Below are 26,509 nucleotides of genomic sequence, written 5' to 3'. Positions count from 1 at the left end.
GTCCACCCATCCAGACAGGAATCTCAGCCGAACACGACCCCGATTATGCCGACCAGCCCGCGAGATCACCCAGCATCAGCAAGGGCCCTCGACCCTCACGCGGCATAATCCGGCGGTCGACATAGGCCGACTTATGCCGAGCTCGGCATAAGTCGGCATACCGCACCAGCACCGGTGAATCGCGTCTGGTTTCGATCCCGTGGGGGTCGCAACGCAGGTAGCGGACTCCGGCGGCTTCTTCCATCCCGTGCAGCGCAATGTTAAGCAGCATCGGGCTGATCACCCCGCCCTGCGGGGTGCCCTCCTCGGTCGGGCTGAACCGGCCCCGCTCGATCACGCCTGCCGCCAACCAGCCCGCGATCAGATCACGGGCCGGGAACCCACCGAGATGGGCCAGGAGACGTTGGTGGTCGATACGGTCGAACGCCGCTGACAGGTCGGCGTCGAGCACCCACTGCCGCTTGGACCGTCGGCCCTTCAGCGTCCAGTAGATCGCCTCGATCGCGTCGTGACAGCCGCGCCCGGGCCGGAACCCGTACGAGCGCGGTTCGAACCGCGCCTCCCACTCCGGTTCCAGCGCGTTGGCGACGCGGGCCTGTTGCACCCGGTCCCGCAGCACGGGAATCCCCAGGGGCCGCTGCTTTCCATTCGCTTTCGGGATATGCACCCGCCTGACGGGCAGGGCCTGCCATGGCCTGGTATGACGGTGCAGTTGCACCGCCAACGATGCCCGGGCCGGGGACGTCAACGCGACTTCCCCGTCAACTCCCGCCGTCACGCGGCCAACATTGCGCTGTGCCACCCGACGCACGCTGACAAGCGTGTTCGACCGGCTGCGCAGCATCAACTTCTGCAGGTTGCGGACCCGTTTCAGATCCCCGTCCTGCGACGCCTTGAAGATCCTTCGCCGCAGCCGCCGTACGTCGTCCTCGACCAGCCGCCACGAAATGGCGTCCCAGTCCAAGCCGTCGCCTCGCGGTCCGTTCACCCCATGGGTGTCCAACTTGTCCGCAAGCACCGATGCCCCCAACGTTGTCACTCCAAAGACTCACCTGGCCCACGTCAGCACCCACGAGGGGTCCCGGCGACCGCCGGTATCCGGCCAGTTATACGAGTCGACCGCTGAAGGAGCGGCCATCACGACCCGGGTTCCTGTTGCCTTTCGGCGACCGGCATTAGCTTCTTGGGCCATCCTGTCCCCGCCCAGGAGTTGGATCTCCCTCACGGTCGACCTACCGGGCCCAAGAGCCCGGACCTCGACGGGATTACCACGTTCCGCATGCGCAAGACCCGGCCGGGAAGGGTGCCGCCTCTACCCCGGGGCGGCGGTGTTCACGCGACCGGGCAAATGCCCCCGATCGCCGCCTGCCGCTTCGCAGCGGCCAGCCCTGCACCCGGCTACTACCTCCACCTGACCAGGCTCACCTTGACGAGGCGTTACCAGCGGTTCACTCAAGTTCACCCGTCCGGCCTTCCCCTCACCCGCCACGCCTGGATGGAACAGACACGGCTTCGGCTTTCCCTCGAGCTTCGCACCCCGCCGTTACCAGCAGCGCACATCAAGGTGGGGACGGGACCTGAACACTGCCCGGGCTACGTCATCGACAACACCGCCGACCTCCAACCAACGCGCCACTTGCCACATGCGACCTCGTGTCGCACCATCTACGAGATGCCCTTCGTGACGCCGGACAGTGGACCTTAGACAAGTCCCATTCTCCAGCAGCACAAGGGCATTCTCGCTCTACGGCACGCTCAGATCCCAGCCACGACGGTGCATCCAGGCTGAGCTGTGTCGCAGCGTGAGGCCGAGTCATGATTTTGGCAGAGGTTGAACCCTAAGAAGTTGATCATGGCCTATGCGGCGACCAATCGCTATAACCGCGCGCGCCGTTCGACCAGCCTAATGACAAGGGGCGGTTACCCGCCCGAGATCGAGAAACTCACCGCTTGGAAAGGTCGGCTTACCCCGCTGAGGGGTTCAGAGCAGCGGTTGCGAACAACTGCCAGTCGGCCAGCGCGGCGAGACGGTGTGGCGCCGCTTGAGAGAGGTATCCGGGGTCTTCCACAAGGTCCCGGAACGCTTTAATGCTGGGATATGTCGCGACCGCGACGGCATCCCACCTGGCTTCGCTCGGTCCGACGAGACGGGCGGCGACCATTCCTGCGAACACCACCTCGCTGATACCGAGGGGGGCCATTGCCTCACTGAACGCAGGCAGATACCTGGTCAGGTACACCTCTTGTCCAGATGCGGCCGGAAGCGGCGTATCTGTAGCTGCCGCTTTCGCGGCGGAGTAGTCGGCCTGCGTGTTGAACCGGAGCAGATTCACCATCAGCACCGGCTGGTCGGCGGGAAAGGTGTCGACAGCGACCCGCAAGTCCTGCGGGTTAATCTCGGTGGTGGCCATAAGTTAATTCCTCCAGCTCGTTCGTAGTTATTATTCGCGTGTCGTTAGTCGATGTGAGATAGGGCGGACTGCCGTCACTTCTGCGACGCCCAAAAGTTATTGAGGACCTGCGCTGCGCGATGCGGGTCTTGCACCATCCACCAATGCCCGAGCCCGTGCAGTCGCGCAATGGACGCGCCAGCCACTTCGGCCATCCGTGCCCGTGACTCCATGTTCCCGGTAGTGTCATCGTCGGTGGCGTCCACAATTAGGCCCGGGCGGGCAGCTGCGCTATGCAGTCCGCGTCCGGCCTGGGCCATGACGGGTTGCGCCGCCGACCGGTAGAGTGACAGGACCGCGCGTGCCATATCCGCATCCTGCCCGGCCGCCACCCGCTCAGCGATTCGTGCAACTCTTGCGACAGTTGGCGAGGCGGCCGCGGTGTCTGCACCGAGCAGTTCGCGCATGGCAATTATTCGCTGAGGCAGAGGCGCGGCGAACGCCGCGTTCACCCACTCCTCTCCAGCACCGGGAGCCTGCCAGATCTGGGCGAGCGGATGCCAACGATAGTCGGAGTCGTAGACCCCGGCGGCGTCGCTGACCCAGCTGCGTAGGAGGTCCGGGCGTGTCATCGCGACGTTGAGCGCGTGCAGGCCGCCCCAGTCGTGTCCCACCAAGTGGACTGGCTGGGCAAAGGCCTCGAGGCGCGCAATGAGCCAGTCGCGGTAACGGTCCATGCTGGAGTCAAAGCCAGAGGGCAGCGGGGACCCGAATCCGGGCGGGGACAACCGGAACACGTCCAGACGGTCAAGGGCGCCAAGCAGCAGGTCCCAGACCGCGTCAGTCTCAGGATTGCCGTGCACCAGGACAATCGGTCCTGTCACTGTTGAGACCCTCCCTGCGGGGCAGTTGCTTTGCAGTACACAAGTTGGCACGAGGTGGCTAGGTCCCACCATGCGCGCTGCCGCGCGCGCTGTCCAAGAACGCGTGTTATAACTAGATGGCATGACCGTCGGTGAGGGCATGGGGCAGGCAAACAAAGATGTGTCGCTGCGTGACCTTCGGGTATTTGTGGCCGTCGCCGAGCATCTTCACTTCACTCGAGCTGCCGAAGCGCTATATCTCAGCCAGCCGGCATTGTCCAAACAGGTCCGAGCCCTCGAGCGGTGGCTTGGTGTGGAGCTGTTCGCACGCAACCGACGCCAAGTGCGGCTGACACCGACGGGTGAGGCGTTGATGCCGGGTGCGCAAGCGACACTGGCGGCATGGGCGACCGCGCAGGATGCGCTAGCGGCAGTGCAGGCGCAGGAAGGCGTTGTGCTGCACGTGGGAATTAGTTTGGGTGTCGAACGAGGCTTGCTGCCTCGGATCCACCACCATCTTGTCAGGGACGCACCAGACGTGACCTTGCGGCTGCGGCGCGTGTCATGGTCCGACCCCTCTAGCGGACTCGCGCGGGACGCCGAGCCCGGCGTCGACGCGGCGTTCGTGTGGCTGCCGCTGCCCCACGCCGTTCGTTATCGCTGGGTCAGCGTCGCGTCCGAAATCCGCTGGTTGGTGATGCCTGCACAGCATCGGCTTGCTACGCGACCACAGGTCGCGTTCACGGAAGTCATGGACGAACCGTTTTTGGCGCTGCCGTCCAGTGCTGGCCCGGCAAGGGACTTCTGGCTCGGTGCCGACGCGCGCGGCGATCGGCCAGCGCGTGTCTCTGGATACGCGTCGTCGACCGAGGAACTCATCGAGGCACTGATCGCTGGCGTCGGTATCTGCCTCATCGCCGAAGGCAATCTCGAAGCTTTCCGCCGCGAGGACATCGCCACCGTCCGGGTCACCGGGCTCCCACCCAGCACTCTTGTACTCGCTTGGCGACGTGGCGACGACCGGCCCATCCTGCGCCAGCTTGTTGCGGCAACCACCAAGGCGGTCAACCAACCCACCGTGGGCAGACCGATGACGCAAAGCGACGTGAATGTAGGACTTCGCCCTCAGCCACCACCGAGTGCCGATAGCAGATCCGGCACCTGATACCCCGCTCATCGCCGCGGAGGTTTATTTGCCTCTGCCCAACCACCGCACCACTGGGATCGTCCTACCGGCACCGCCTCAGCGATTGCCCCTACTCACGTCGCCGGGATCCGCTGGCGAGACGGCTGCCGCCTGCGGCGGTGATGCTGGCAGGACGGATCGTGCGGAGAACTGCGCTACTACAGTCACCTGGCGATTCAAGTGACACAACCACCGTGGACATGAAGGACAGGGTCAGCGCGCCAGACGGCTTCCTACCGTTTCTCGGATCACTGCTACGCGGTCTTGACGATGACACATTCTGACTTGGAGCTGAATCCTCGCGGTGATCGCGGCTTGGGGCAGGTGCTTGGAGAAGTCAGCACACTCAGAAATCCGGAGCCGCTGCGTCGTGAGGTTCAGGCATGTCTGACACCAGTAATCACTTGATCGAGCCGGCCCGATGTGCGGGTGATCCGGGTCCGGCGAGGTTGCTGATAACAGGAAAGGTGAGCATCCCAGCGGACATGGTTATCGGTCGGCCACCCGGACTGTCCAGTGCGCTCAAGCCCCCCGGCGTTGCCGACGGCCAAGTGGTGCCGCGGCCACGACCCCGCCGCGTACACCGCGACCGGACGGTCCCACCCCGGCTCTTCACGCATCCCTGCAACGCCGCCGACGCCCGATGCGCCGCCTGCAGGTCAGGCGGTGGCGTCATCGACATTCCGACTACCGCGTCAGCGGTCTCGGCGTGCCCAGGCCCACGCTCGGTCTCCTGCCCGGGTCACCTCGCTGCACGAGCGGACCCGGCCCGGACAGCACAGTGCGGGTGTCAGCGATGTGCTCGCTCAAGGTTTTCAGTAGGCGTGTGGCGGTGGTTCAGCTGTTCCAGCCGTTGTTGTAGACGTCGAGGCCGAACCGATTGAGACCGATGGTTTGGGCGTAGCCGAGGTAGGGCAGCCGGAAGATGTCCTCAAGGGATGCGAGCAGTGAATAGTGGTTATACGGGGTGGTGCTCCAGCTGTTGGGTGCGGTCCATCGGGACAGGACCAGCGCGCCGATGCGGCCTCCACCCGAACCGGTGATGCCGGGAAGTGAGCTGTTCGGTGCGGGGCCCTCGCCGCAGCAGGCGGTGGAATCACTCTGCGGGCTGTCCGCTTCATCGGCGGTGATGACCAGTTCACCGTCGGACTTGTAGGCCGGTGAGTTGAGAATTTTCGGTACCCAGACCTGGAGCCATGCGTTGACGCTGGCCAGACCGCCCGGGCGGCCGTCGACGCAGGGTGAGTCATGGCCGTCATCGCAGAGGTTCGGGGTGATGTAGGACAGGTTCGGTGTCGTACTCGCGCTGGCGAGGTCTTTCGGTAACTGGGACAGATCGACATTGCGCCGCGCGCAGTCAGCTGAGTGGGTGATGGCGCTGAAGTACATGAAAGGGTTGTGCCGTGTGGCGTACTGGTCGCCTACTTTAGCCTTCTGGGTGGGATCGACTGCGTCGACAGCAGGGTGCCGGCACGGTGTGCCCATGTCCTCCATATAGCCTTTCCAACTCAACCCCTTCGCCTGAAGCTGGGTCGGCAGGGACCCCACCGAGGCGGGAAAGACGCATCCGGATCCGACGGCCTGCCCGGGCGCCGCCGTCGTCGCCCCGACGAACGTCGAGTAGACCTGGCAGTCGCCCTGCATCTGCGGGTTCGGGCCCTGACCGGACAACTGGGCGACGTAGTTGGGCTGAGAGTTGTGTGCTGTTCCGTAGTAGGTGTCGAGCAGCACGCCTTTGGACCGCAACGTCTTCGCGAGGTACGGGGCGGCCGAGGAAGGACCCCAGGTCGAGTCGTAGCCCTTGTTCTCGATGTTGATGACGAACACGTGTTTGACCGGTGGCACGTAGCCGCTGACCGGCGCGGTAGCGGTGGCGCCGTCAGCGCCGCGGGCAATCACGAGCACGACGGCTGCGACGAGGGTGAGGCCGAGGAGGGCGGCAAACCCCGTCCGGCGGCGGGAGGCTGATCGGCGTATCGGCGTCGTGCTCATGAGGGCAGGCTCCATCCGGCCGCGAGTGCTTTCTCTTTCAAGGCGGGCCATTCGGCTTGTTCGGCACCGGTTAGTGCCGCCGGTGGGCAGGCCGTGGCCACGAACGGCGGCACGGTGAATCGGGGGACCGTGAGTTTCGGCACGGTGCCGAAGTCGAGGACCTCGGCGAGGTTACGCGCTGCCGAGTCCCGCGGCGTGAGCGCCATGAGTCCCCAACGCCACTCGATCAGCTTCAAGACCGAGGTGTGGTCATAGACGTTGTGAGCGACATAGCGGCGCCGGGCTCGTGGTGAGATCACCAGAGCGGGGACCCGGAAGCCACGCAACGCGGTCGCCGAAGACACATCCGGTGCCGTTCCAGGTGCGACGTGGTCGTAAAAGCCGCCCCATTCGTCGAAGTTGATCACCAAAACGGTGTTGGCCCAGTTGGGGCTGCTGGTGACGGCGTCGTAGACCTGGTTCAGGAACTGCTCGCCGGCACGGATATCTGCCTTCGGGTGGTCATCGCCGGAACTGCCCGATCCCTCGTCCTCGAAGCGGGGATCGATGAACGACACCTGCGGCAGTCGCCCGGCTGCGGCGTCGGCGATGAACGTCGCGAAGGGCCGCGAGATCGGCAAGTACTCGGTGCCCCACAGCGCGGTGAACGGGATGTCGGAAAAGTAGTACCGCCCGGTCAGCCCGGCAGCTGCAAGCCGGTCCCAGATGGTCGGCAGCGTCGAAGTGACGGTGGAGTTGTGCAAGCGGTCGGTCTGCGCGGCGTGCTGATAGAACCGGTTCGGATAGGTCTCGGCCATGACCGCGGAGAAGTACCGGTCGCACACCGTCCAAGCCGGCGCAGCCTGGCCGAGGAAGGCCAGGTCAGGCTGGGTATAGTACCCTACCGCGAGCGCATCATTCTCACCAGCCTTCAGCCACCCGTCGCAGCGACCGTTGTTGAGTTCGATCCGGCCGCCCTCATAGGAGTGGTCCGGATCGTTGAAGGCGCAGCTGGCGTACTCGCCCAGGTGGTGGGTGGTGTGCCTCAGACCGTAACGGTCCGTGAAGCTCAGCCCCGACTGTTTACCGTCCGCGCCGGGCAGCCAGCCCAGGAAGTGGTCGAAGGAGCGGTTCTCCATCATCACCACGACCACGTGGTCGATACCCGACGCGGCCGGGGCGGGCAACGCCGCCGTGGTGGTTGCGAACGAGGGACTTCCGAGCACGCCGTGTTCCAGCCCGGCACCAGCGAGCAGTCCGGCCGCGCCGAGGGCACCCGAAGTCTTCAACAGGGTTCTACGAGAAAGGTCCACACGGACACATAACCGCGTCAGACCGGGAAGGTCACGGTCCCGCTGACGGAGTTCATGCGCTGTTCATACCTATAGCCGAACTCTGTTGCAAATCCGGCGTTGCGCGTCGTCGTCACCGGTCTCGCTGTGTGCCGTACCGGACATTCTCAGGTCCGGTAGGTGAGTTCATGGCGACCTTGCGTATCTGGTTCAAGGCGAAAGTCTGACCGATTCAACGAATTTGTTGATCTCCGCCTCGGTGAGGTTCTTGATCGGATAGCAGTCGTCGGCTGGTTGCTCTTGACGTACCGCGACAGGTTGGCGTCGGTGATGCGCGGCAGCGGGATGTCGATGTCCGATGCGATCTTCTGGCCCTTGATCTTGGCGACGGCCGCGTCGAGCGCGACCACCGAGAGGTAGTTGGGCTGCGCGGTCGACAACGAGCTGAAGCCCTTGCTCAGGTTGGCGTTCCACATCTTCAGGAAGCCGTTGTAGTTCTCACCGGTGATCGGGATCAGCTCGGCGTACTGCTTGATCAGCGTCTGCAAGTCGAAGTTCACCACCGTGATGGCGGCGCCCCACGGCCGATTCCAGCACGCTGTTCAGCGCGGTGGACGAGCCGGCGTCGACCAGGATCACGTTGTACTTCTGGGAGACCATCGACTGGATCTGCGCGGCCTGCGACGTGTCGCCGTTGGCGTTGAAGTCCTTTTAGCTGCCGATCACGCCGTCGAACTTGAGCGTCGCGACGCGGGTGTCGAACAACTTCTGCATTTCCTGCATCCACGACGGAGTCGGGTAGACCGTCGACCAGCCGACCTTGAGGCCCTTCGCCTCAGTGGCGCCGCCGGAGCCGTGGGACGACGACGAGCCCGAACATGCCGCGAGCGTGAGCATGCCGGCGATCGCCAGCAATCCCACGATGAGGCGACTGAACCTCGTGATCATCACATCTCCTCTTGTGGACGCATCGATGTCACCAGATCCCGGCGGCTGCTGACCGATCGATCCAGTACGGCGAACCTAAGAGCATGTCTCATGTGGCTGGTTTCTTGTAGCCGGTGAGGGCGGCGGCGAGGGAGAGGAATGCTCGCCCAGCGCCTGGACGGCGCGGCCACCGAACACGCCCGCATCCAGACCAATCTGGAGACCTGTATCGCCTACCTCAACGACTGCCACGCCGCCTACCTGCAGGCACGCCGACCGTCCGCCGACAGCTCACCAGGCCTTCTTCGACAAGATCTACGTCGATGAGGACGGCACCGTGCGGTTCGAGTTGGCAGACCCATTCGCGACATTACTCGACCGGCGGGTACGTGCCGCCGCTCTCAGACCAGGTATCACCGGTTCGCCGACGGAACTGCGCTGGGTGCCGGAAACGGGCAATTCGATCAAGGCCCTGACGGGTCATCGATTTGGCCAGGGTTTTGAATAAGACAACGATGGTGGAGCTGAGGGGATTCGAACCCCTGGCCCCCTCGATGCGAACGAGGTGCGCTACCGGACTGCGCCACAGCCCCCAACCGGGTGAAACCTTACCAGCCAGCTGAGTGCGGTTCTCACACCGCCCGGCGCATCGGACGCTCGTCGAAGTGCTCGTCGACGTACAGGCCGGTCAGGTCGATCGTGTCGGCCATCCCGCGCAACTCCACGTCCTCGTCATCGATACGGACGACGGAGTCCGAACCGAGCGGGCGGGCGAACTCCTCGGTTGCGTCATAGCCCCGCACCTGGCCGAGCCCGGACCGGCGCACCCGGGACTCGCGCCGATCACGGTCGTGCAGTGCCTGGTTGCGCAGGAACAGCAGGTAGCCGGCCAGCCCGGCCAGGAACAGCAGCGTCAGTGCCCACAGAAAGCCGCCACCGACCGTGACGGCCAGCAACAGCCCTAGCACCGTGCCGACGCTGAGCACTGTCAGCGAGCGGCGGCGGCGAGCCATCATCTGGCGCCGGGCCTCGGACATGTCAGCCTTGTCGATACGGTCGGAATACACAACTGCCTCCATGGCGGCCGGCACGGGACGGCGCGCGGCGGGTGAGACCCGCGGCGCGCCACCGGGAACAAAAACCTGTGGACGGGTGGCCGGAACATGCAACTCAGCACCACGTGATTCGGCGACCGGGGCGGGCCGGGCAAGTGCACCCAGCGAGCGGCGGGTGGACAGCGCCCGCATCGCGGTTCCGAACTTCGCCGCCGACTTCTCGCTGGCCCGGTCGTCATTTCGCTTCACCACCATGGGTATGACGACGATCAACCAGAGGACGGCCAGCACCAGCACCGTCATCATTGGCGAAAACATGTCGCATCCTCCGTCACACCTGTCACAACCACTAGTGACGGTAAGCGCTCACGACGAGCGATGCGGTCAGGCGCGCCGAACGTCAACGTCATGTGCCGGTTGAGGTTCACGGGTCGACCCGCCGGAGGCGGATTCGTCCGGTAGCGCAAGGGGATCAGCCGGGCGGCACCGGCAGACTCTCGAGCCGGGACAGCACTGTGCCGGTCCGCACCTCTTCGGCCGTGATGGCATAGGAAAGGTGGTCGCGCCACGCCCCGCCGATGTCCAGAAAACGCTCGTGGTAACCCTCGCGGCGCAGTCCCAGCTTCTCCACGACCCGGATGCTGGCGTGGTTCTCGGGGCGGATATTGACCTCGACCCGATGCAGGCCGGTGCGGCCCAGGCAGTGGTCGATGACGAGCGCCAGAGCCGTGGGCGTGATCCCGCGACCGGCCACCGACGAGTCGATCCAGTATCCGACGCTGCACGAGCGCAGCGCTCCACGAACGATGTTGGACGCGTTGATCTGGCCGACCACCCGGTCGCCGTAGACGATCACGAACGGCAGCATCGCGCCGACCCGGGCAGCGGCCCGCAGCCGCGACAGCGCCCGCCGGAACTCCTGCGGGGTATTGCGGTCACTCCAGGACTGGGACGAGGTCGGTTCCCACTTGGCCAGCCACTCCGCATTGGCCAACCGGCTGCGACTCCACTCCCCGGCGTCGCCACGCCGGGGCGGCCGGACCGTCACCGGCCCGGCGGTCAGCACGACCGGCCAGCCCGGCCGCAGATCCGCCATCTCAGCGCTGCGCGAGCATCAAAGGCTGAACCGTCACCCGCGACCCCGGCGAGACCTCGGTGACGTCCTCGTTCAGGACGACCAGGCAGTTGGACGCCGCCATCGCGGCGATCAGGTGCGAGCCGTGGCCCCCGATCAGCGACACCGAGTAGCGACCGTCCGGCTCGCGGTGCAGCAATCCCCGGCGGTACTGGCGCTTGCCGTCCGGGCTCTCCATCCGTTCGAGCGCGGTGGCCTCGACGGTCTGCCGCTGGACGGTGCGCTTGCCGAGCAGCTTGCGGATGGCCGGCCTGGCGAACACCTCGAACGAGACGAGCGCCGCCGCCGGGTTGCCGGGCAGGCAGAAGATCGGCGTCTTCTCATGTCCCAGCGTGCCGAAGCCCTGCGGCGAACCCGGCTGCATCGCGACAGTGGTGAACTCGACGGTGCCGATCTGGCTGAGCGCCTCTTTGACGATGTCCGCCGTGCCCATGCTGACCCCGCCACTGGTGATGATCACGTCCGCGCGCAGCAACTGCGAGTCGAGGACGTCGAGCAGCCGGGCATGGTCGTCGGGGATGATGCCGACCCGGTAGGCATCCGCGCCGGCATCGCGGGCGGCCGCGGCGAGCATGTAGGAATTGGAGTCCGACACCTCGCCGAAGCCGGCACGCCGGCCGACGTCCACCAGCTCCGAGCCGGTCGAGATGACCACCACCCGCGGCCGGGGCTGCACCAGCACCCGGTCATGTCCCACCGCCGCCAGCAGCGCGATCTGCTGCGGGCCGAGGATCGCGCCCTGTCCGAGCGCCAGCGCTCCGGCAGGCAGGTCCTCACCGGTCCGGCGTACGCACTCCCCCGTCCGGATCGGACGGTGGATCGCCACCCGTGCCACGCCGCGGTCGGTGTCCTCCAGCGGGATGACGGCGTCCGCGCCCGGCGGGATCGCCGCGCCGGTCATGATCCGCATGCACAGTCCGGGCCCCATGCCCGACATGGAGCGGGCGCCGGCCATCACGTCACCGACGACGGGCAGGACGACCGGGTGGTCCTCGGTGGCCTGGCGCAGATCCACCGCTCGTACCGCGTAGCCGTCCATGGCCGCGTTGTCGAAGCCGGGCAGCGGCGCGTCGGCGTGCACCTCTTCGGCAAGTAGCAGCCCCTGAGCGTCCAGCAGCGCCAGCTCGATCGGGGCGATGGTGCCGATCGTGTCGAGCACGCGCGCCAGCTGCTCGGCCACCGGGCGCAACGCGGGGCGGCCGGAACGGCGGGAACCCGGCGCCGGCTCTGGACCAGCCGCCACCGGCGCGTCGTTGCTGTTGTCGGTCACTACGGTGCGATCCTACGAGGGCGAAACGGGGGCACCGCGATCACCGGTCCAGCGTGCCGACGAAGTCGACCAGCCAACTGCTGAAGTCGGCTCCCAGCTCGGGATGCTCGACCGCGAGCCGGACGACGGCGCGAAGGTAGTCCTGCCGGTCACCGGTGTCGTAGCGGCGACCGGGGAAGACCACACCGTGAATGGGAACTCCGTCCTCGGCCAGCGTGCGCATCGCGTCGGTCAGCTCCAGCTCGCCACGCGCGCCCTTCTCGGTACGGCGGAGGGCGTCGAAGATCGCCGGCGGCAGGACGTAGCGGCCGATCACGGCGAGGTTGGACAGCGCCTCTTCGGGCTTGGGCTTCTCGATCAGCGTCTCGACCGCGATGACGCCGTCCATCACGTCGCCGGCCGGCTTGATGCTGCCGTAGAGTGAGATCGCCGCTCCCTCGACCTCGATCAGGCCCAGCACGACACCGCCCTTCTCCTGCTGGACGTCGAGCATCGTGGCCAGCAGCACGTCCCGCTCGTCGATGATGTCGTCTCCCAACAGCACCGCGAACGACTCGTCCCCGACGAACGCCTCCGCGTAGGACACCGCATCTCCCAGGCCCTGGGGCTCGCGCTGGCGGACGAAGTGCAGCCGTCCCAGCTCGGAGGACCGCCGGACGCGGGCGAGCCGGTGCTCGTCCCCCTTGCGCTCCAGCGCCTCCTCGATGTCCGGCGCGGCGTCGAAGTGGTCTTCGATGGCGCCCTTGCCACGACCGGTCACGACCAGGATGTCGGACAGTCCCTCGCGCGATGCCTCCGCGACGATGTACTCGAGCGCTGGCACGTCGACCACCGGCAGCAACTCCTTGGGCACCGCCTTGGTGGCCGGGGCGAACCGCGTGCCGAGCCCGGCCGCGGGAATCACCGCCTTGCGAGCGCGGCTGCCAGCGGTGGGGACGTCCACGGGCTCAGATGAAGTCATAGGGCGAGACTAGTCAAATGACCAGCAAGGCAAGCGTGCGCGCGGCGATTCAAGCGTCGCGTGCCTCGATGACCGACGAGCAGCGCCAGGCCCAGCGCGCGGCCATCCGGGACCGGGTGCTGGATACCTGCGCCGAGCTGGCACTGCCGCCGGGCTACCGGGTCGCCGCCTACCAGCCGCTGCGGACCGAACCGGGATCGATGGAGCTGCTGGCCGCCCTCTGGCACGCCGGTTACCAGGTGCTCGTGCCGAGCACGCTCGCCGACCGGGACCTGGACTGGGTCAGCTGGGCGCCTGACGCCCACTTCTCAGCTCGGCTGGGTGTCGACGCAGTCGGGTCGGCGGCTCTGGTCCTGGTACCGGCCTTCGCGGTGGACCGGGTGGGCCACCGGCTCGGCCGCGGCGGCGGGTCCTATGACCGCGCGCTGGCCAGGGTGGCCCGCGGAACTCCGGTTGCGGCACTGCTCTATGACGGCGAGCTGCTCGACGACGTGCCGGTGGACGACTGGGACCGGCCGGTGTCGGCCGCCGTGCAGCCGAGCGGCTGGACCGCTGTCGGCACTGGGTGAGTGTTTCCCCTGGGCGTTTCACCGCGCGACAGCGGCCCCGAGTGGACGCCGGAACACCGGATGCAGCACCATTGTTGGCAGTCGTGACGGTCGAGTGCTAAGAGTGGCCGGAGAGCGCAAGACGTGAAAAGGGGTCTCTTCCAGATGCCGACGTACCAGTACGCCTGTACCAGCGACGACTGCGGGCTTCGCTTCGAGCGAGTGCAGTCCTTCACCGACGCGGCGATCAGCGAGTGCCCGCAGTGCTCCGAGCGGGTCCGCAAGGTCTACGGCTCGGTGGGCGTCGTCTTCAAGGGTTCGGGCTTCTACCGCAACGACAGCCGGGACGCCAAGGCCGGTGCGGCGGCGGCCAGGTCGGAGTCCTCGGGTGACTCTTCGGCCTCGGACTCCAAGGGCTCGGACTCCAAGGGCTCGGACTCCAAGGGCTCCGACTCCAAGGGCTCGGATGCGAAGGGGTCGGACTCCAAGAGTTCGGATGCGAAGGGCTCGGACTCCAAGGGCTCGGACTCCAAGGGCGACAAGCCGAAGGTGCCGGGCGAGTCCAGGGCCTCGGCGAAGTCCGCCGGATCGAGCAAGTCGGAGTCCGGCAAGTCGGCGTCGCTCGCCAACTCGTCCTGACCACGGCTACCGGGACGACCACCGCTACCGGGATCACCACGGCTATCGGGATGACCCGGCTTCGAGTGGAGGGCTTTCGGCTCCGTGCCGTCCACCGGTGTGAGCGGTCGTTCTGTTGATCGGCCTGTGGACAACTGATCGGCTGTCCACAGTTTGGCTTCGACCAGCCGATTGCGGCTGTCGCCGCATGATGCTGGCGGAATGCGAAACCGACCAACCCGGCACCGAATCGATGCGCTAGCCGCCACGCTGAGTGGCTGGCCGAGGGGCGCGCTCGCGGTGCTCTGCTTGCTGCTGGCCGTACTTGCCTTCCTACGCCCGTCCGCCGGGCCCGCCGCTCGTTCAGGCGCCACGGTGGTGGTGACCACCCGCGCCCTGCGTCCCGGTGCCGTCGTTACTGTCGCGGACGTCCGCGCCGCGCAGTGGCCGGCCGACACCGTGCCGGCAGCGGCTCTCGAGCGGGTAGCTGATGTGGTCGGGCAGCCCATCGGTGCGGCCATGGCGCGGGGTGAGCCGGTGACCACCAGCCGGCTGCTGAACACCTCGATCTCGCGATCGCTGACCACCGGTCAGGTTGCCCTTGCGATCACCCTCGCAAATCGGGAGCAGGCCGCAATCGTCCAGCCGGGAGCGTTGATCAGCCTGTATGCCACGGCTGACAGCGCTCCGCTGGTGGAGGGCAGAGCCATCTCCGGCAGCAGCCACGCGCTTGCTCCCGACGTCAGGGTCCTCGCGGTCCTGCCGGCGGCCGAGGGAACTGACCGGACGCAGTTCGGCGTGGTGATCGCCACCTATCCGAGCACCGCCGCGAGGCTGGCGGCCCAGCCGGTCGGCGCACTGCTCGCTACCCTCATCCCGCCGGCGTGAGCACTTACGGCGGCAGGTGGAGCCACCCGGCCCGGGCATGGAAGGTCAGCAGTGATCAAGGGTTTCAAAGAGTTCGTACTGCGCGGGAACATCGTCGACCTGGCCATAGCCGTGGTCATCGGCTCAGCGTTCTCCAGGGTCGTCGACGCGTTCGTGTCGGCCATCGTCCAGCCGGTCCTGCGGTCGCTGCCCGGCGCTTCCGTCAGCGGCTGGGGGTTCGCGCTCCGCTCCGGACCCAGGTTCGTCGGCGCGGACAAGAAGAACGTCACCTATGTCGACTTCTCGGCAATCATCAACTCGATCGTCGTGTTCCTGATGACCGCCGCGGTGGTCTACTTCATCTTCGTGATGCCGATGAACAAGCTGCAGCGGCTGCGCGCCAAGGGCCTGGCGCCGGAGCCTGCCGCGGTCCCCGAATCCACGCTGCTGCTCCGCCAGATCCGCGACGCCCTCGGTGCGCGCCCACTGGACGGCACCGTCCCGCAACATTCCGGTGCCCGCTCGGACTAGCCGTGGTGCGGCGGCCGCTCTGCCAGATACCAGCCGTCCGGGTAGGAAGACGGCCCGTCGCCCCAGCCGACATCACGCTCGTCCGAGGAGGTTTGCGGCAGCACCGGGTCCACAGGGTGGCGGTGGACCCCCGTTGACGACGATGATGGGTCTTCCACTGATTCGCTGTCGGGCGGGTCGTCGGATTGCTCGGTCTGAGGGTGTTCTGCCACCGGACCAGTGTGCCCGCTCTGATATCGAGACCCACAGGAGGCGACAAAAATGCTGGACAAGTTGAAGAAGCTCGCGGATCAGGCCAAAGAGAAGGCCGGCCCGCTGGCCGAGCACGCGGCGCAGAAGGCCAACGAGCTCGCCGCCGAGGCGAAGGGAAAGGCAGGTCCGCTGGCTGAGCAGGCCAAGGGCCGCGCCGCCGAGTTCGCGGTCAAGGCCGCGCCGGCCGTCTCGCAGGGAATCGACAAGGCCACCGGCAGTATCGACAAGGCCACCAGCGGGCGGTTCACCGAGCACCTCACCAAGGTGCAGAGTGCTGCCCACGACACCGTCGGCAAGGTCGGCACCGCCGGGCAGCCGTCCGGCTCGAACCCGGCGACGCCTGCCGCCGGTGAGGCCCCGGGAACCGGCGGCAGCGTTCCACCCACCGTTGCGCAGCCTGCCGACGACCTCACCGGCCCCGCTGCCGTGATCGCCGAGCCCACTGCCGGAACCGAGACGGGTCCGCTGGGTGAGCAGCCGCCGGGCAACATCACCGACGCCTCTGAGGCGCTTGCCAGGCAGGCCGCCGAAGCCGCCGAGACCGTACAGGGTCAGGCCTCGTACAGCGCGCCCAGCGTCGCGGTGGACAGCGACGGTCCCGACGCCGGCGCCAAGCCTCTGATCACCGACGAGAAGGCGTAACCACTCCGTCGTGAGCGCCCAGGTCACCGTGCGTTATTGGGCCGGGGCGCGACGCGCGGCCGGTCGGGATTCGGAGCAGCTGTCCGCGGGCAACCTCAGGGACCTGCTCAGCCAGCTGGGGTCCCGACCGGCACTCACCGACGTCATCGCCGCCAGCTCGGTGCTGGTGGACGGCATAGCGAACCCCAGCGACAACTCGCTTCCTGAGGGAGCGGTGGTCGACATCCTGCCGCCTTTCGCGGGCGGCTGAGCAAACTTCATCGGCTACGGGCAGTTGACCCACTCGTCGGAGCCGCCGGCGAAGACCTGGCGCTTCCAGATCGGCAGCCGCGCCTTCACCTCGTCCACCAGCCGCTCGCAGCTGTCAAAGGCCTGCTTGCGGTGCGCGGCCGTGACCGAGGCGACGAGCGCGATGTCACCGATACCGAGTTTGCCGATCCGGTGGCTCACCGCGACCGCGATCACGTCCGGATCAGCCGCGATCTCGTCCGCCACCGCACGCAAGATGGCAGCCGCTGTCGGATACGAGCTGTACTCCAGCTCCAGCACCGTCCGGCCGTCGTCGTGATCCCGCACCACCCCGCAGAACGTCACGTCCGCTCCCGCCGCGTCGTCACGCGCCGCGGCCGAGTGCGCCGCGACGTCGAGCGGCTGGTCACTCACCTCGGCTATCCGGACCTTCATACGCCGCCTCCCGGTCGATGATCGCCACCGCTCACCTGATCCAGCACATGCGCCACCAGGGGCTCCAGCACCGCCAGCCCGTCCCGCACCCCGCCCGGCGAGCCGGGCAGCGTGACCACCAGGGCCGTGCCGATGAGGCCGGCGACCCCCCGCGACAGCACGGCCGTGGGAACCCTCTCGACGTTCGCGGCCCGGATCCGTTCGGCGATGCCCGGCACCGAGCGCTCCAGCATCGGCGCGACGGCCTCCGGAGTGACATCCGTCGGCGTGAGACCGGTGCCGCCGGTGGTCAGCACCAGCCGCGCGCCGTCGGCCAGCACCTGCCGCACGGCCTGCTGGATGGCCGGGATCTGGTCAGGGACCACCAGCTTCGCGAGGACGTCGTAGCCCCACTCCGCCAGGGTGGCGGCGAGCAGGCGACCCGAGTCGTCCGGGCGCTGGCCCGCGGCGGAGCGGTTGGAGCAGGTGATCACCGCAGCACCGGTCATGAGGCGGACCGCTGCCATTCCCCGCGCCGGCCGCCGGCCTTGTGGTCAAGTCGAATGTCCCCCAGCACCGCTGCCCGGTCCACGGCTTTCACCATGTCGTACAAGGCCAAACCCGCTGTGGTGACGCAGGTCAGGGCCTCCATCTCAACTCCGGTACGGTCCGCGGTGCGCACCGTGGCGGTGATGGCCACGCTGTCCTTTCCGAGGCTCAGGTCGACGGTGACCCCGTGAATGGCGACCGGATGGCAGAGCGGAATGAGATCCGGCGTTCGCTTGGCGGCGGCGATACCGGCAATTCGGGCCACGGCCAGGGCGTCGCCCTTGGGCAGGCCGTCGGAACGCAGCAGCGCGATCACCCCGGCGGTGGTCCGGAACACGCCCGACGCGGTCGCCTCGCGGACGGTGATGTCCTTGGCCGAGACGTCCACCATCCGGGCGGCGCCGCTGGCATCCACATGCGTCAGTTCCACGAATGCCAGCCTACTTCTCAGGCGGCAGCAGCCGGCGCGGCTTTCTTCAGCGCCTTGAGCATGGCCGCGACCGCCGGCACCCGCAGCTGGTCGGAAAGGCGCCGAGCTTCACGGTCCCGGCGTTGCTGCCCACCACGATCGCCAGGTCGCGCTCGGCCGCCCGGACCGTGGCGAGGATCTTGTCGGCGTGCTCCAGCAGCGCGTGCCCGGCAGAGGTCAGCCGCATCGCCGTGCCCGCTCGAACCGCGAGCGCGGTGCCGACAGCACGCTCGATGCAGCGCATCTGGTAGCTGATCGCGGGCTGGGTGAAGCCCAGTTCCCGGGCTGCGCCGAGTACGACTCGGTGCGCACCACTGTCTGCAGCAGCCGAGTCGTTCCGGGGTCAGCATGCCCCCATCATAAATAGATTCTGAGACCGCCACGAAGAGCTTCATTGGAATGTAGCGACCTGACCCAATACCTTCAGGCCATGTCCTCCCCGGCCGGCACTGCCACCCGTCCGCTGCTGCGGATCGAGAAGGTTCGCAAGCAGTTCGGCGAGTTCCGCGCGCTGGATGACGTAAGCCTGGACGTCGCGGCGGGCGAGGTGGTCGTCGCCATCGGCGCGTCCGGCTCGGGCAAGTCGACGCTGTGCCGGTGCATCAACGGCGGCGCCCGTCCAGGCGACGACGGCCGCAGCGCCGGCACCCCTGCTGCACTGACCGCGAGACCGACGGGTCCCCTGTATGTGCCTCATCTGAAACGGAGATCGCCATGTGCCGACTACTCGGCGTCGTATCAAGCGCGTCGGACACCCTGCCCAGACACCTGGGTGCCGACCTCGATGCCTTCACCGGACTGTCCAAGGTGCACTGCGACGGCTGGGGAATCGCCTACTGGGACGCCCAGGACGACCTCGTCAGCGCCAAGTATCCGGAGCCGGCGCTGGGCAGCGAGCGGTTCCAGGCGGCGGTGGAGAGCGCGCGTACCGACGCCGCCCTGCTGCATCTGCGCAAGGCGTCGGTGAACATGGCCAACACGGAGCAGAACACCCACCCCTTTCTCGCAGGCAGCGTTGCGTTCGCGCACAACGGCTACCTGAGCCCGCGCAGCGAGCTGGACCGGCTGGTCGCCGAGGCCGGTGGCCGTCCCAGCGAGGGTGACACCGACAGCGAGCGCTACTTCAGCCTGGTGCTGGCCGAGCTGCGCCACAGCGGACCGGTCGAGGCGCTGCACGAGGCGGCCCGCAAGATCGCCGATTCAGCCGAGGTGGTCTCGCTGAACTGCCTGCTGCTGACCCACGATGCCCTGTACGCCTCAGCACGCTACGACGAGAAGGTGATCACCGCACAGGGCGCCGACGTAGCGTCCTACGAGCTGAATTACCGGATCACGCCAGGTTCGGTCACGGTGGCGTCTTCCGGCTGGGCGCGCCCGGCGCCGTGGCTCCCGCTGGCCAACGGGCAGATTCTGGAGATCAGCCGCACGAGCCTGTGGACGTCGGTACATGTCCTGCGGTAGTTCTCCTCGGGGCGGGTGGCACAGCTCACACCGCCGGGTCCACCGGAATACTTGAGTGCTCAATGATATTAGAGTCCTCGATTGCGGCACACCCCCTAGGAGACCCCATGACTGCCCTTCAGGACAACACCGACGTTCTCGAGTTGGACCCTTCCGCTCAGGACCTGCTCTTTCGCGAGGCGCGCACCGCCAACACCTTCACCGACGAGCCGGTGACCGACGAGCAACTGCGCGCCATCTACGAACTGGTCAAGTACGCGCCCACCTCGATGAACCAGCAGCCCCTGCGGATGGTTGTCGTTCGCAGTTCCGAGGCGCGCGCCAAGCTGGTCGAGCACATGAGCGAGGGCAACAAGGCCAAGACCGCTACCGCTCCCGCCGTGGTGATCCTGGCCGCTGACGTGAACTTCCACGAGGAGTTCCACAAGACCTTCCCGCACTTTCCCGGCGCCAAGGCACTGTTCGACGCCGACGAGGTCGCCCGCGAGCAGACCGCCCGCTTCAACGCCGGTTTGCAGGTCGCCTACTTCATCCTCGGCGTGCGCGCCGCCGGACTGGCCGCTGGGCCCATGACCGGTTACGACGCCGCGGCACTGGAGCAGGAGTTCTTCGCAGACGGCGAGCACCGGGTCCTGTCGGTCGTCAACATCGGCCGTCCCGCCGCCGACGCCTGGCTCGGCCGGCTGCCGCGGCTGGACTACGACGAGGTCACCACCGTCATCTGAGCGCGTGTTGTGCGGATCGTCGCGCTCCGGCCGTCCCTTCCACTGCCGTAAACTATCTCGGGCTGTGTGACCTCCCGGCCCACCGCATATCCGGAAACGGTAGTTGAGGCATGACTGCGATTGAGGACGGCCGGCGCTCGGCGTCCGGCATCGACCCTGTGGACCTGGAGATTTGCCTGCGCGTACTGGGACAGCTGCACGAGGTGCCCGAGGACCACCCCGATCACGTGTCCGTCCGGCGGGCGACTGCGCGGATGTTCAAGTCCGTCAAGAAGCACCGTCGCACCGAGAAGCGGACGGCCATTGCCGACGCCGACCGCTCGGTGATCGCCGCGACCGCCACCGGTTCGCCGAACCGCATCGACGACGAGACGCAGGGCATCCCACTGATCTCGAACACCGCCGGGGCGCTTGCCGGAACTCTCCTCACGGCCCGTGCCTGCTACATCTGCAAGCAGAAGTACCAGCAGGTGGACGCCTTCTACCACCAGCTCTGCCCGTCCTGCGCGGCGCTGAACCGCGCCCGACGCGACGCCCGCACCAACCTCACCGGCCGGCGCGCGCTGCTCACCGGCGGCCGCGCGAAGATCGGCATGTACATCGCCCTGCGGCTGCTGCGCGACGGCGCGCACACCACCATCACCACCCGGTTTCCCAACGACGCCGTCCGACGGTTCGCCGCCATGGAAGACAGCGCGGACTGGATCCACCGGCTGCGCATCGTCGGCATCGACCTGCGTGATCCCGCCCAGGTCGTCGCCCTCGCGGACTCGGTGAGCGCTCAGGGCCCGCTGGACATTCTCATCAACAACGCCGCCCAGACCGTCCGGCGCTCCGCCGGCTCGTACGCGCCCCTGGCCCAGGCCGAGTCCGCCCCGTTGCCGTCCGGCCCGCTGCCGGACCTGCTGACCTTCGACCACACCAGCGACGCGCATCCCGCCGCGCTGGCCGGCTCGCTGTCCGAGCACCCGACGGCACACCTGATGGCACCGGCGCTGACCGCGCTCGCCCTGCAGGCCGGCTCGGCCGCCGCCAACCGGATCGCCGACCTCACCGCCATCGACGCCGGCGGCCTGGTCCCCGACCTGCACTCCGTCAACAGCTGGACGCAGCGGGTGCACGAGGTGGACCCGCTGGAGCTGCTCGAGGTGCAGTTGTGCAACATGACCGCGCCATTCATCCTGGTCAGCCGGTTGCGTCCGGCGATGGCCGCCGCGACGGCCCGGCGCAAGTACGTCGTCAACGTCTCGGCCATGGAAGGGCAGTTCAGCCGTGCCTACAAGGGTCCTGGGCATCCACACACGAACATGGCAAAGGCCGCGCTGAACATGCTCACCCGGACGTCGGCGAAAGAGTTGCTCAGCGACGGCATCCTGATGACCAGTGTCGACACCGGGTGGATCACCGACGAGCGCCCGCACCCGACCAAGATGCGGCTGGCAGACGAGGGTTTTCACGCGCCGCTGGACCTCGTTGACGGCGCCGCACGGGTGTATGACCCGATCGTCCGGGGCGAGCTGGGCGAGGACGTCCAGGGAGTGTTCTTGAAGGATTACGCGCCAGCACCCTGGTGATAGGTCATCTCTTGACCACCGTGGAAGCGGTAGCGGCCGGCCCTGGGAGCGGCCCGATAAGCTGCTTCGGGTGACTGACGCTGAGAACCGAACCGCGGACGCAGCGAAGGCTCGGGAGCTACTCAGTTGACGATCATCGCCGCCAGGGCACAGCAGCGCGTCGTCGGCTTGACGGAATCGGTGTTGTCAGCGCCACAGAGCTTTCGGTCCGACATCGAAGGTCTTCGTGCGGTTGCCGTCGTTCTGGTGGTGCTCGACCACCTCACCGGCCGGCCCAGTGGCGGCTTCATCGGCGTCGATGTCTTCTTCGTTCTCTCAGGATTTCTGATCACCGGTCTGCTGCTGAAAGAGACCGAGGCCCAAGGGCGCTTGTCGTTCCGCGGCTTCTACGCCAGGCGCGCTCGGCGCATCCTGCCCGCGTCGGTGACAGTCCTGATTGCCGTGATCATGGCGGCGCATTATGCGTTTCGCGGAGTCCGGGTACGCGAAACCGTCACCGACGTCTGGTGGGCGCTCGGATTCGGTGCCAACGTCCACTTCGCCGAGCTCGGCACTGACTACTTCCAGGCCAACCGGTCCCCGTCGCTGGTGCAGCACTTCTGGTCCCTGGCTGTCGAGGAGCAGTTCTATCTCGTCTGGCCGGTTGTCGTGCTTGTCGTGCTGAGCGTGATCGGGCGGCGGATGCCAACCCGCTCAGCAAGGTTGCTGCTGCTCGGGGTCATCGGCTTGGCCAGCGTTGCCTCGTTCTGCTGGGCCGTCCGGCAGACCGGCTCGCGGCCGGCCGCGGCGTACTTCTCCACACCGGTGCGGGCCTGGGAGCTGGGGGCCGGAGCGTTCGTTGCCGTTGCCGCGGCTGCCTTTCCGCTTCGGCTGGGACGGCCCTGGCGCGGGCCGCTGTCGCTGGCAGGTGTCGCCGGGATCGTCGTGGCCGCCTTCGCCGTTCGCTCGACATCCGGCTTTCCCGCTCCCTGGGCTGCGCTGCCGGTCCTGGCGACCGGTCTGATTCTGGTCGCGGGCCTGGGCGGGTCTGTCGGACGTTGGGGCGTGTTGCTCACCAACCCGCTCAGCCGGTACGTCGGCCGGATCTCGTACTCGCTGTACCTGTGGCACTGGCCGGTGATCGTGCTGGTGGCCGCGCTGCTGCCGCGGAAGTCGGCGCTGCAGGACCCGATCGCGGTGCTGCTGATGGTCGGCCTTTCGGTGGCGAGCTACCACTTCGTCGAGCGGCCGCTGCGCGGATTATCGTTCGGACGGTTGCGCCGGCTGTCCCTGCGGTTCTCCCGCGCCGGGATGGTGGTGGCACTCGGTTCGTTGGCGTGTGTTGCGGCTGGCATGGGCCTCTTCCGGACGGTGCCGCCACCAGCACACCAGAGCTTCGGCGTGCCGGTCGCCGAGGCGGCCGCCAGCTCTGCCCGGGGCGCCAAGGCCGATCCGTACCTGGCGAAACCACCGGCGAAGCTGGCAACGGCCATCGCGACGGCGCTGGCTGCCGACCGGTTTGCCGCACTCACCCCGTCGTTGGATCAGTTGACGCCGCACTCGGCCCACGATCAGTGGCAGGGATGCATCAACGCGACCCGACTGGACTCGTGCGCGTCCGGCAGCACGGCTTCTTCCGTGCACACCGCTGTGGTGATCGGTGACTCGTACGCCATGGCGTGGCTGCCCGCGATCCAGGCAGCGCTTCCGGGCGACCGGTGGCGGATTATCGGCTTGACGCAGGAGCTGTGCCCCGCCGCGGATGTATTGGTAAACACGGGTGAAAGTCCACCGGTAGCGCTGCCCTCGTGCGATGCCCGCCACGGGTTCGTGGTGGACCAGACAGTGAAGCTCAACCCAGCGCTGGTCATCCTGGCGAGTGCGGACAACACCCTGGACCGCGTGCCGGGCAAGGCGACTCCGGCCGCCGCCGCACCGGTGTACCAGGCCGGTCTGGAGAAGATGATCCGGTCGCTGCGGTCGCCCAGCCGTCACGTCCTGACGCTGTCCCCTCCCCCGGCCTCACCGAACCTGCAGGCCTGTGCCACCGCGGGCAGTGTGCCGGCCCGGTGCGTCGGGCGGGTCACGCAGCGGTGGAAACTGACTGTCGCGGCCGAGGCTGCTGCCGCGACAGCCACCAAGACGAGTTATGTCGACACCCGGCTCTGGTTCTGCAATGTGGCCGATTTCTGCCCGTCGTTCATCGGCACCATGCCGGTTCGCTGGGATGGCACGCACCTGACCCCGGCGTACAGCGCGTCACTGGGGCCGGAGCTTGCGGCCGTGATCAAGCGAGCGATGACGTAGCGCCGTAGGCCTTGCGGCGTGCTACTGCTCGGCCGCTGAGCAGCCGGCACGCACGGCCCAGTCGATCGTCTAGGCTGTCTCGTGGGCTGGCCGGGAGTTCTCCGGTGGCCCTTCTTGCCCCGCCCTCGTAGCTCAGGGGATAGAGCGCCGGACTCCTAAGCCGGGCGTCGCAGGTTCGAATCCTGCCGGGGGCACTCGAAAATTTCCCGTATTTGCTGCGCACCGCACCAGTAAATTATCGGCTATTGCTGAAAGCCGAATACTGATGATTTAACTAGACGACGCGATATGCGATTTCGGTTGTGGCCGCGAGCAGGTGACCGCGGAGGCCGGGGTGGTTGAGCGGTAGGCTGAGCAGGGGACGGTCCGGGAAGCTGTCCGCCGAATGCGTTAACAGCGTGACGGCATCGGCGCCGGTCATCGAGGAGTGCTGCCACAGCCCGTCGAGGTCCGGGCGCACCGAATGGATGGCGCTAGCCCAAGCACGGCAGTAGTCGCGCCGGCCGGTGTTGATGGCGTAGGACGCGCCGGCCTGGATCGGCCAGGCGCCGGTCAGGTCGAGCAGCGTCAACGGTCGAGCCGGCGACCATGCGGTCAAGTACGGCGCGCCTCGCCGGGTGTTGATGACGCGCGTCCGCTGGAACACCTCGGCGAGCGCTGTCGGGACGCTCAGGGCAGCGTAGCTGACGCCGCGGCTCTGCGCATGCGGCGGCGGCTCGTGCGGGTCGAACCGCATGGTCGCCCCCGGCCCCCAGTAGCGCAGACGGTTCCACGGGACGACATGCTCGCCGCTGGTCCGGTGCACGCGCCACAACACTGTGGCGGTGTCGAGCATGCGGTCGTGCTCGGACGGGAACTGCAGCTCCCCCGGGTCGGGAGGGAGCGGCAGCTTCACCACCTGTCGAGATCCTCGACAACTGCGACGACCGCACTGACATCGCCGCCACCGATCAACCAGTCTCGTGGGTTCACCGGCTCGTCAGCCAGGGCGAGGTCCGGATCGGGCGTCGTCAAGAGCCCCGCAACTTCGAGGGGATGCATGCCCGCCGGGAGCACAGCCAGTACCGCGCGCAATCCGGGGATCACCTCATGCCGGTGGAACTGCCAGGTGGGCAGCCGCAGCCCGCCGCCGATCTTGAACCCGTACAGCGCCCGATCACGTAAGCGGTGGCGAACCCGCGAGCCGTCGACCAGCAGCAGCTTCGCCGCCTGCTCGACCGTGAGTGACTCCCGCGCCTCGTCGGCCAGGTTGGACGACGAAGCCCGCAACACCGCCCTGCGAACCGCGCTCTCATCACCCGCCGGCACCGTGATGCCACCGTGCTCACGCAAGACCGATTCCTCGGCTTCCGTGAGCCGGCTCGCGGAAGCGTCCGGCGCGGCCTGAAGATCGCGCGACAACTCCTCGACGAACTCCTCCTCACCCACACCGAACGGCGCCAGCACCTCGACAAGCGTCACGACCCACCTCCTGTCGCACACTATACGACACCGCCGTCAATTGTGCGTGTTAACCACGCGTCTAGGCAGAACTCAAGACCAGCTCCAAGGCCCGTATGGGCGTTCCCATGGTTTCCGTCGTTGCGCCGACATGTTCGCTGATCTCGATACCGGTCTCATGTCGAACTCCTTCGCGACGAACCGGCAACCGTTCCTCACGCTGGTTGGCGCGGACCGACGACAGGCATGGGCGGAGTCCGACGCCGGAGCCGCCCTACGGATTACGCGGGAATTAGTTCGCGCCTTCGCTTTCTACTGGCGGCAATGCTGGTGGCAGCAGTCAAGAAGCCGACGACGAGTACGGATGAGGCAGTCGGCAGGCGTTCGCGGAGATGCTGCCGACCCGCTCGGCGGCAAGCCAACTGCTCGGGGTCGAGTGCCGCATTGTTCGGAACGCCGGTGGTGTTCGCTGCGGTGAGCGCGCTCCCGCACGACACCGACAGACCACCGGTTCGCGCCTGCATGGGTTGTGTGAACGTGCTGAGTGACAAGCCGGCACCGAGGCCGACAATGATCACGGCGAGTGCGCCAACCGCCCGCAACCATATGCCAGCGTGTCGAAGCCGGACCAGCAGGAGAGCTACGACAACTACCGACGCCACCAAAGCCGCGCCGACCAGCCACCAGTAATGGTCGGCCGCGCCTGGTGGGCCTTCGCCCCGAAAAGTGGACACGCGATTTGATTGTTATGCGGCCGGTCGTAGCGTAGCCGCGGTGGTGGTGTTCTCGTAGGTGATCGGGCTGCGGTAGCCGCAGGCGGAGTGCCGGCGGCGG

General features: G+C 67.2%; 28 protein-coding genes, 2 tRNA genes and 3 pseudogenes. 14 read left to right on the top strand and 19 right to left on the bottom strand.

The genetic code is table 11. The features are described 5' to 3' along the window. Positions 1 to 106: 106 nt before the first annotated feature. The 3 genes and pseudogenes from RM423_RS19660 to RM423_RS19650 all read right to left on the bottom strand — a co-directional run. A pseudogene (locus RM423_RS19660) lies at positions 107 to 1,030 on the bottom strand (reverse transcriptase N-terminal domain-containing protein); the annotation flags it as partial. A 934-nt stretch (positions 1,031 to 1,964) separates the two neighbouring features. Beyond that, positions 1,965 to 2,411 carry a DUF1330 domain-containing protein gene (locus RM423_RS19655; RefSeq protein ID WP_311424746.1) on the bottom strand — a complete coding sequence of 149 codons (447 nt, stop codon included), beginning with the start codon at positions 2,409 to 2,411 and terminating at the stop codon, positions 1,965 to 1,967. 74 nt (positions 2,412 to 2,485) lie between these two features. Beyond that, positions 2,486 to 3,274: an alpha/beta fold hydrolase gene (locus RM423_RS19650; RefSeq protein WP_311424745.1), complete on the bottom strand. Its 789-nt coding sequence runs from the start codon at positions 3,272 to 3,274 to the stop codon at positions 2,486 to 2,488. 121 nt (positions 3,275 to 3,395) lie between these two features. Here RM423_RS19650 and RM423_RS19645 point away from each other — a divergent pair, with 121 nt between their 5' ends. Then, positions 3,396 to 4,418: a LysR family transcriptional regulator gene (locus RM423_RS19645; RefSeq protein ID WP_311424744.1), complete on the top strand. Its 1,023-nt coding sequence runs from the start codon at positions 3,396 to 3,398 to the stop codon at positions 4,416 to 4,418. Between the two features lie 858 nt (positions 4,419 to 5,276). Here the strand turns inward: RM423_RS19645 and RM423_RS19640 are convergent. The 4 genes from RM423_RS19640 to RM423_RS19625 form a co-directional block, all read right to left on the bottom strand. Further along, the gene (locus RM423_RS19640) at positions 5,277 to 6,431 is read right to left on the bottom strand and encodes an alkaline phosphatase family protein (protein WP_311424743.1); all 1,155 of its coding nucleotides are present in this window, start codon (positions 6,429 to 6,431) and stop codon (positions 5,277 to 5,279) included. Beyond that, positions 6,428 to 7,723 carry an alkaline phosphatase family protein gene (locus RM423_RS19635; RefSeq protein WP_311424742.1) on the bottom strand — a complete coding sequence of 432 codons (1,296 nt, stop codon included), beginning with the start codon at positions 7,721 to 7,723 and terminating at the stop codon, positions 6,428 to 6,430. The genes RM423_RS19640 and RM423_RS19635 overlap by 4 nt, the downstream gene beginning before the upstream one ends. Before the next feature lie 146 nt (positions 7,724 to 7,869). Further along, positions 7,870 to 8,262 (bottom strand): type 1 periplasmic-binding domain-containing protein, encoded by a 393-nt coding sequence (locus tag RM423_RS19630; protein ID WP_311424741.1) that lies wholly within the window; start codon positions 8,260 to 8,262, stop codon positions 7,870 to 7,872. Between the two features lie 151 nt (positions 8,263 to 8,413). Beyond that, positions 8,414 to 8,650, bottom strand: coding sequence for a hypothetical protein (locus RM423_RS19625; protein WP_311424740.1), 237 nt, complete (start codon positions 8,648 to 8,650; stop codon positions 8,414 to 8,416). Between the two features lie 138 nt (positions 8,651 to 8,788). Here RM423_RS19625 and RM423_RS19620 point away from each other — a divergent pair, with 138 nt between their 5' ends. Further along, positions 8,789 to 8,956 carry a hypothetical protein gene (locus RM423_RS19620; RefSeq protein WP_311424739.1) on the top strand — a complete coding sequence of 56 codons (168 nt, stop codon included), beginning with the start codon at positions 8,789 to 8,791 and terminating at the stop codon, positions 8,954 to 8,956. Positions 8,957 to 9,145: 189 nt separating this feature from the next. Here RM423_RS19620 and RM423_RS19615 read toward each other — a convergent pair. The 5 genes from RM423_RS19615 to RM423_RS19595 all read right to left on the bottom strand — a co-directional run bounded on the left by RM423_RS19615 (position 9,146) and on the right by RM423_RS19595 (position 13,050). Then, positions 9,146 to 9,222: transfer RNA gene (locus RM423_RS19615), tRNA-Ala, on the bottom strand. A 39-nt stretch (positions 9,223 to 9,261) separates the two neighbouring features. Further along, the gene (locus tag RM423_RS19610) at positions 9,262 to 10,002 is read right to left on the bottom strand and encodes a hypothetical protein (protein ID WP_311424738.1); all 741 of its coding nucleotides are present in this window, start codon (positions 10,000 to 10,002) and stop codon (positions 9,262 to 9,264) included. Positions 10,003 to 10,156: 154 nt separating this feature from the next. Next, a complete protein-coding gene (locus RM423_RS19605) occupies positions 10,157 to 10,780 on the bottom strand; it encodes a GNAT family N-acetyltransferase (protein WP_311424737.1) in 624 nt (207 codons plus the stop codon). A 1-nt stretch (position 10,781) separates the two neighbouring features. Further along, on the bottom strand, positions 10,782 to 12,089 hold the full coding sequence (glp, locus tag RM423_RS19600; protein WP_311424736.1) for a molybdotransferase-like divisome protein Glp: 1,308 nt from the start codon (positions 12,087 to 12,089) through the stop codon (positions 10,782 to 10,784). A gap of 40 nt (positions 12,090 to 12,129) precedes the next feature. Further along, entirely contained in the window at positions 12,130 to 13,050 is a 921-nt protein-coding gene (locus RM423_RS19595) for a UTP--glucose-1-phosphate uridylyltransferase (protein ID WP_311424735.1), read from the bottom strand. A 17-nt stretch (positions 13,051 to 13,067) separates the two neighbouring features. Between RM423_RS19595 and RM423_RS19590 the strand changes: the two genes are divergently transcribed. From RM423_RS19590 to mscL, 4 genes are all read left to right on the top strand, one after another. Further along, complete coding sequence (locus tag RM423_RS19590; RefSeq protein ID WP_311424734.1) at positions 13,068 to 13,619, top strand: 5-formyltetrahydrofolate cyclo-ligase; 552 nt, start codon at positions 13,068 to 13,070, stop codon at positions 13,617 to 13,619. Positions 13,620 to 13,742: 123 nt separating this feature from the next. Continuing rightward, positions 13,743 to 14,237 carry an FmdB family zinc ribbon protein gene (locus RM423_RS19585; protein WP_311424733.1) on the top strand — a complete coding sequence of 165 codons (495 nt, stop codon included), beginning with the start codon at positions 13,743 to 13,745 and terminating at the stop codon, positions 14,235 to 14,237. Between the two features lie 201 nt (positions 14,238 to 14,438). Further along, the gene (locus RM423_RS19580) at positions 14,439 to 15,104 is read left to right on the top strand and encodes an SAF domain-containing protein (RefSeq protein ID WP_311424732.1); all 666 of its coding nucleotides are present in this window, start codon (positions 14,439 to 14,441) and stop codon (positions 15,102 to 15,104) included. 51 nt (positions 15,105 to 15,155) lie between these two features. Beyond that, positions 15,156 to 15,614 (top strand): large conductance mechanosensitive channel protein MscL, encoded by a 459-nt coding sequence (mscL, locus tag RM423_RS19575; protein ID WP_311424731.1) that lies wholly within the window; start codon positions 15,156 to 15,158, stop codon positions 15,612 to 15,614. Here the strand turns inward: mscL and RM423_RS19570 are convergent. Next, positions 15,611 to 15,826: a hypothetical protein gene (locus RM423_RS19570; protein ID WP_311424730.1), complete on the bottom strand. Its 216-nt coding sequence runs from the start codon at positions 15,824 to 15,826 to the stop codon at positions 15,611 to 15,613. The genes mscL and RM423_RS19570 overlap by 4 nt on opposite strands. A gap of 49 nt (positions 15,827 to 15,875) precedes the next feature. On the opposite strand from RM423_RS19570, the gene RM423_RS19565 reads away from it, so the two are divergent. After that, positions 15,876 to 16,508, top strand: a complete 633-nt coding sequence (locus RM423_RS19565; RefSeq protein ID WP_311424729.1) for an antitoxin — start codon at positions 15,876 to 15,878, stop codon at positions 16,506 to 16,508. Positions 16,509 to 16,518: 10 nt separating this feature from the next. Continuing rightward, positions 16,519 to 16,758 (top strand): MoaD/ThiS family protein, encoded by a 240-nt coding sequence (locus tag RM423_RS19560; RefSeq protein WP_311424728.1) that lies wholly within the window; start codon positions 16,519 to 16,521, stop codon positions 16,756 to 16,758. A 14-nt stretch (positions 16,759 to 16,772) separates the two neighbouring features. On the opposite strand, the gene RM423_RS19555 is transcribed toward RM423_RS19560, so the two are convergent. The 4 genes and pseudogenes from RM423_RS19555 to RM423_RS19540 all read right to left on the bottom strand — a co-directional run. Next, positions 16,773 to 17,192, bottom strand: coding sequence for a molybdenum cofactor biosynthesis protein MoaE (locus RM423_RS19555; protein WP_311424727.1), 420 nt, complete (start codon positions 17,190 to 17,192; stop codon positions 16,773 to 16,775). Then, positions 17,189 to 17,680, bottom strand: a complete 492-nt coding sequence (locus RM423_RS19550; protein WP_311424726.1) for a MogA/MoaB family molybdenum cofactor biosynthesis protein — start codon at positions 17,678 to 17,680, stop codon at positions 17,189 to 17,191. Before RM423_RS19550 ends, RM423_RS19555 begins: the two co-directional genes overlap by 4 nt. Then, entirely contained in the window at positions 17,677 to 18,111 is a 435-nt protein-coding gene (gene moaC, locus RM423_RS19545; RefSeq protein WP_396327800.1) for a cyclic pyranopterin monophosphate synthase MoaC, read from the bottom strand. Before moaC ends, RM423_RS19550 begins: the two co-directional genes overlap by 4 nt. Before the next feature lie 85 nt (positions 18,112 to 18,196). Further along, positions 18,197 to 18,469, bottom strand: a pseudogene (locus RM423_RS19540) (LysR family transcriptional regulator); the annotation flags it as partial. A gap of 150 nt (positions 18,470 to 18,619) precedes the next feature. Between RM423_RS19540 and RM423_RS25865 the strand changes: the two are divergent. From RM423_RS25865 to RM423_RS19515, 6 genes and pseudogenes are all read left to right on the top strand, one after another. After that, positions 18,620 to 18,808: pseudogene (locus RM423_RS25865) on the top strand (ATP-binding cassette domain-containing protein); the annotation flags it as partial. A 95-nt stretch (positions 18,809 to 18,903) separates the two neighbouring features. Continuing rightward, positions 18,904 to 19,650: a class II glutamine amidotransferase gene (locus RM423_RS19535; protein WP_311424724.1), complete on the top strand. Its 747-nt coding sequence runs from the start codon at positions 18,904 to 18,906 to the stop codon at positions 19,648 to 19,650. A 107-nt stretch (positions 19,651 to 19,757) separates the two neighbouring features. Continuing rightward, positions 19,758 to 20,375, top strand: coding sequence for a malonic semialdehyde reductase (locus RM423_RS19530; protein ID WP_311424723.1), 618 nt, complete (start codon positions 19,758 to 19,760; stop codon positions 20,373 to 20,375). A 110-nt stretch (positions 20,376 to 20,485) separates the two neighbouring features. Continuing rightward, the gene (locus RM423_RS19525; RefSeq protein WP_311424722.1) at positions 20,486 to 21,949 is read left to right on the top strand and encodes an SDR family NAD(P)-dependent oxidoreductase; all 1,464 of its coding nucleotides are present in this window, start codon (positions 20,486 to 20,488) and stop codon (positions 21,947 to 21,949) included. 126 nt (positions 21,950 to 22,075) lie between these two features. Further along, positions 22,076 to 24,235 carry an acyltransferase family protein gene (locus tag RM423_RS19520; protein WP_311424721.1) on the top strand — a complete coding sequence of 720 codons (2,160 nt, stop codon included), beginning with the start codon at positions 22,076 to 22,078 and terminating at the stop codon, positions 24,233 to 24,235. Between the two features lie 121 nt (positions 24,236 to 24,356). Continuing rightward, positions 24,357 to 24,429: transfer RNA gene (locus RM423_RS19515), tRNA-Arg, on the top strand. 80 nt (positions 24,430 to 24,509) lie between these two features. Here the strand turns inward: RM423_RS19515 and RM423_RS19510 are convergent. Beyond that, positions 24,510 to 25,130, bottom strand: a complete 621-nt coding sequence (locus RM423_RS19510) for an RES family NAD+ phosphorylase (RefSeq protein ID WP_311424720.1) — start codon at positions 25,128 to 25,130, stop codon at positions 24,510 to 24,512. Continuing rightward, a complete protein-coding gene (locus tag RM423_RS19505) occupies positions 25,127 to 25,696 on the bottom strand; it encodes a hypothetical protein (protein ID WP_311424719.1) in 570 nt (189 codons plus the stop codon). Before RM423_RS19505 ends, RM423_RS19510 begins: the two co-directional genes overlap by 4 nt. Positions 25,697 to 26,509 lie beyond the last annotated feature (813 nt).

Source organism: Jatrophihabitans lederbergiae (assembly GCF_031845305.1).
In the GTDB taxonomy this organism is placed as follows: Bacteria; Actinomycetota; Actinomycetes; order Mycobacteriales; family Jatrophihabitantaceae; genus Jatrophihabitans_A; species Jatrophihabitans_A lederbergiae.
The sequence above is the reverse complement of the archived record's forward strand: the minus strand, read 5'-3'. Positions and strand labels throughout refer to the sequence as shown.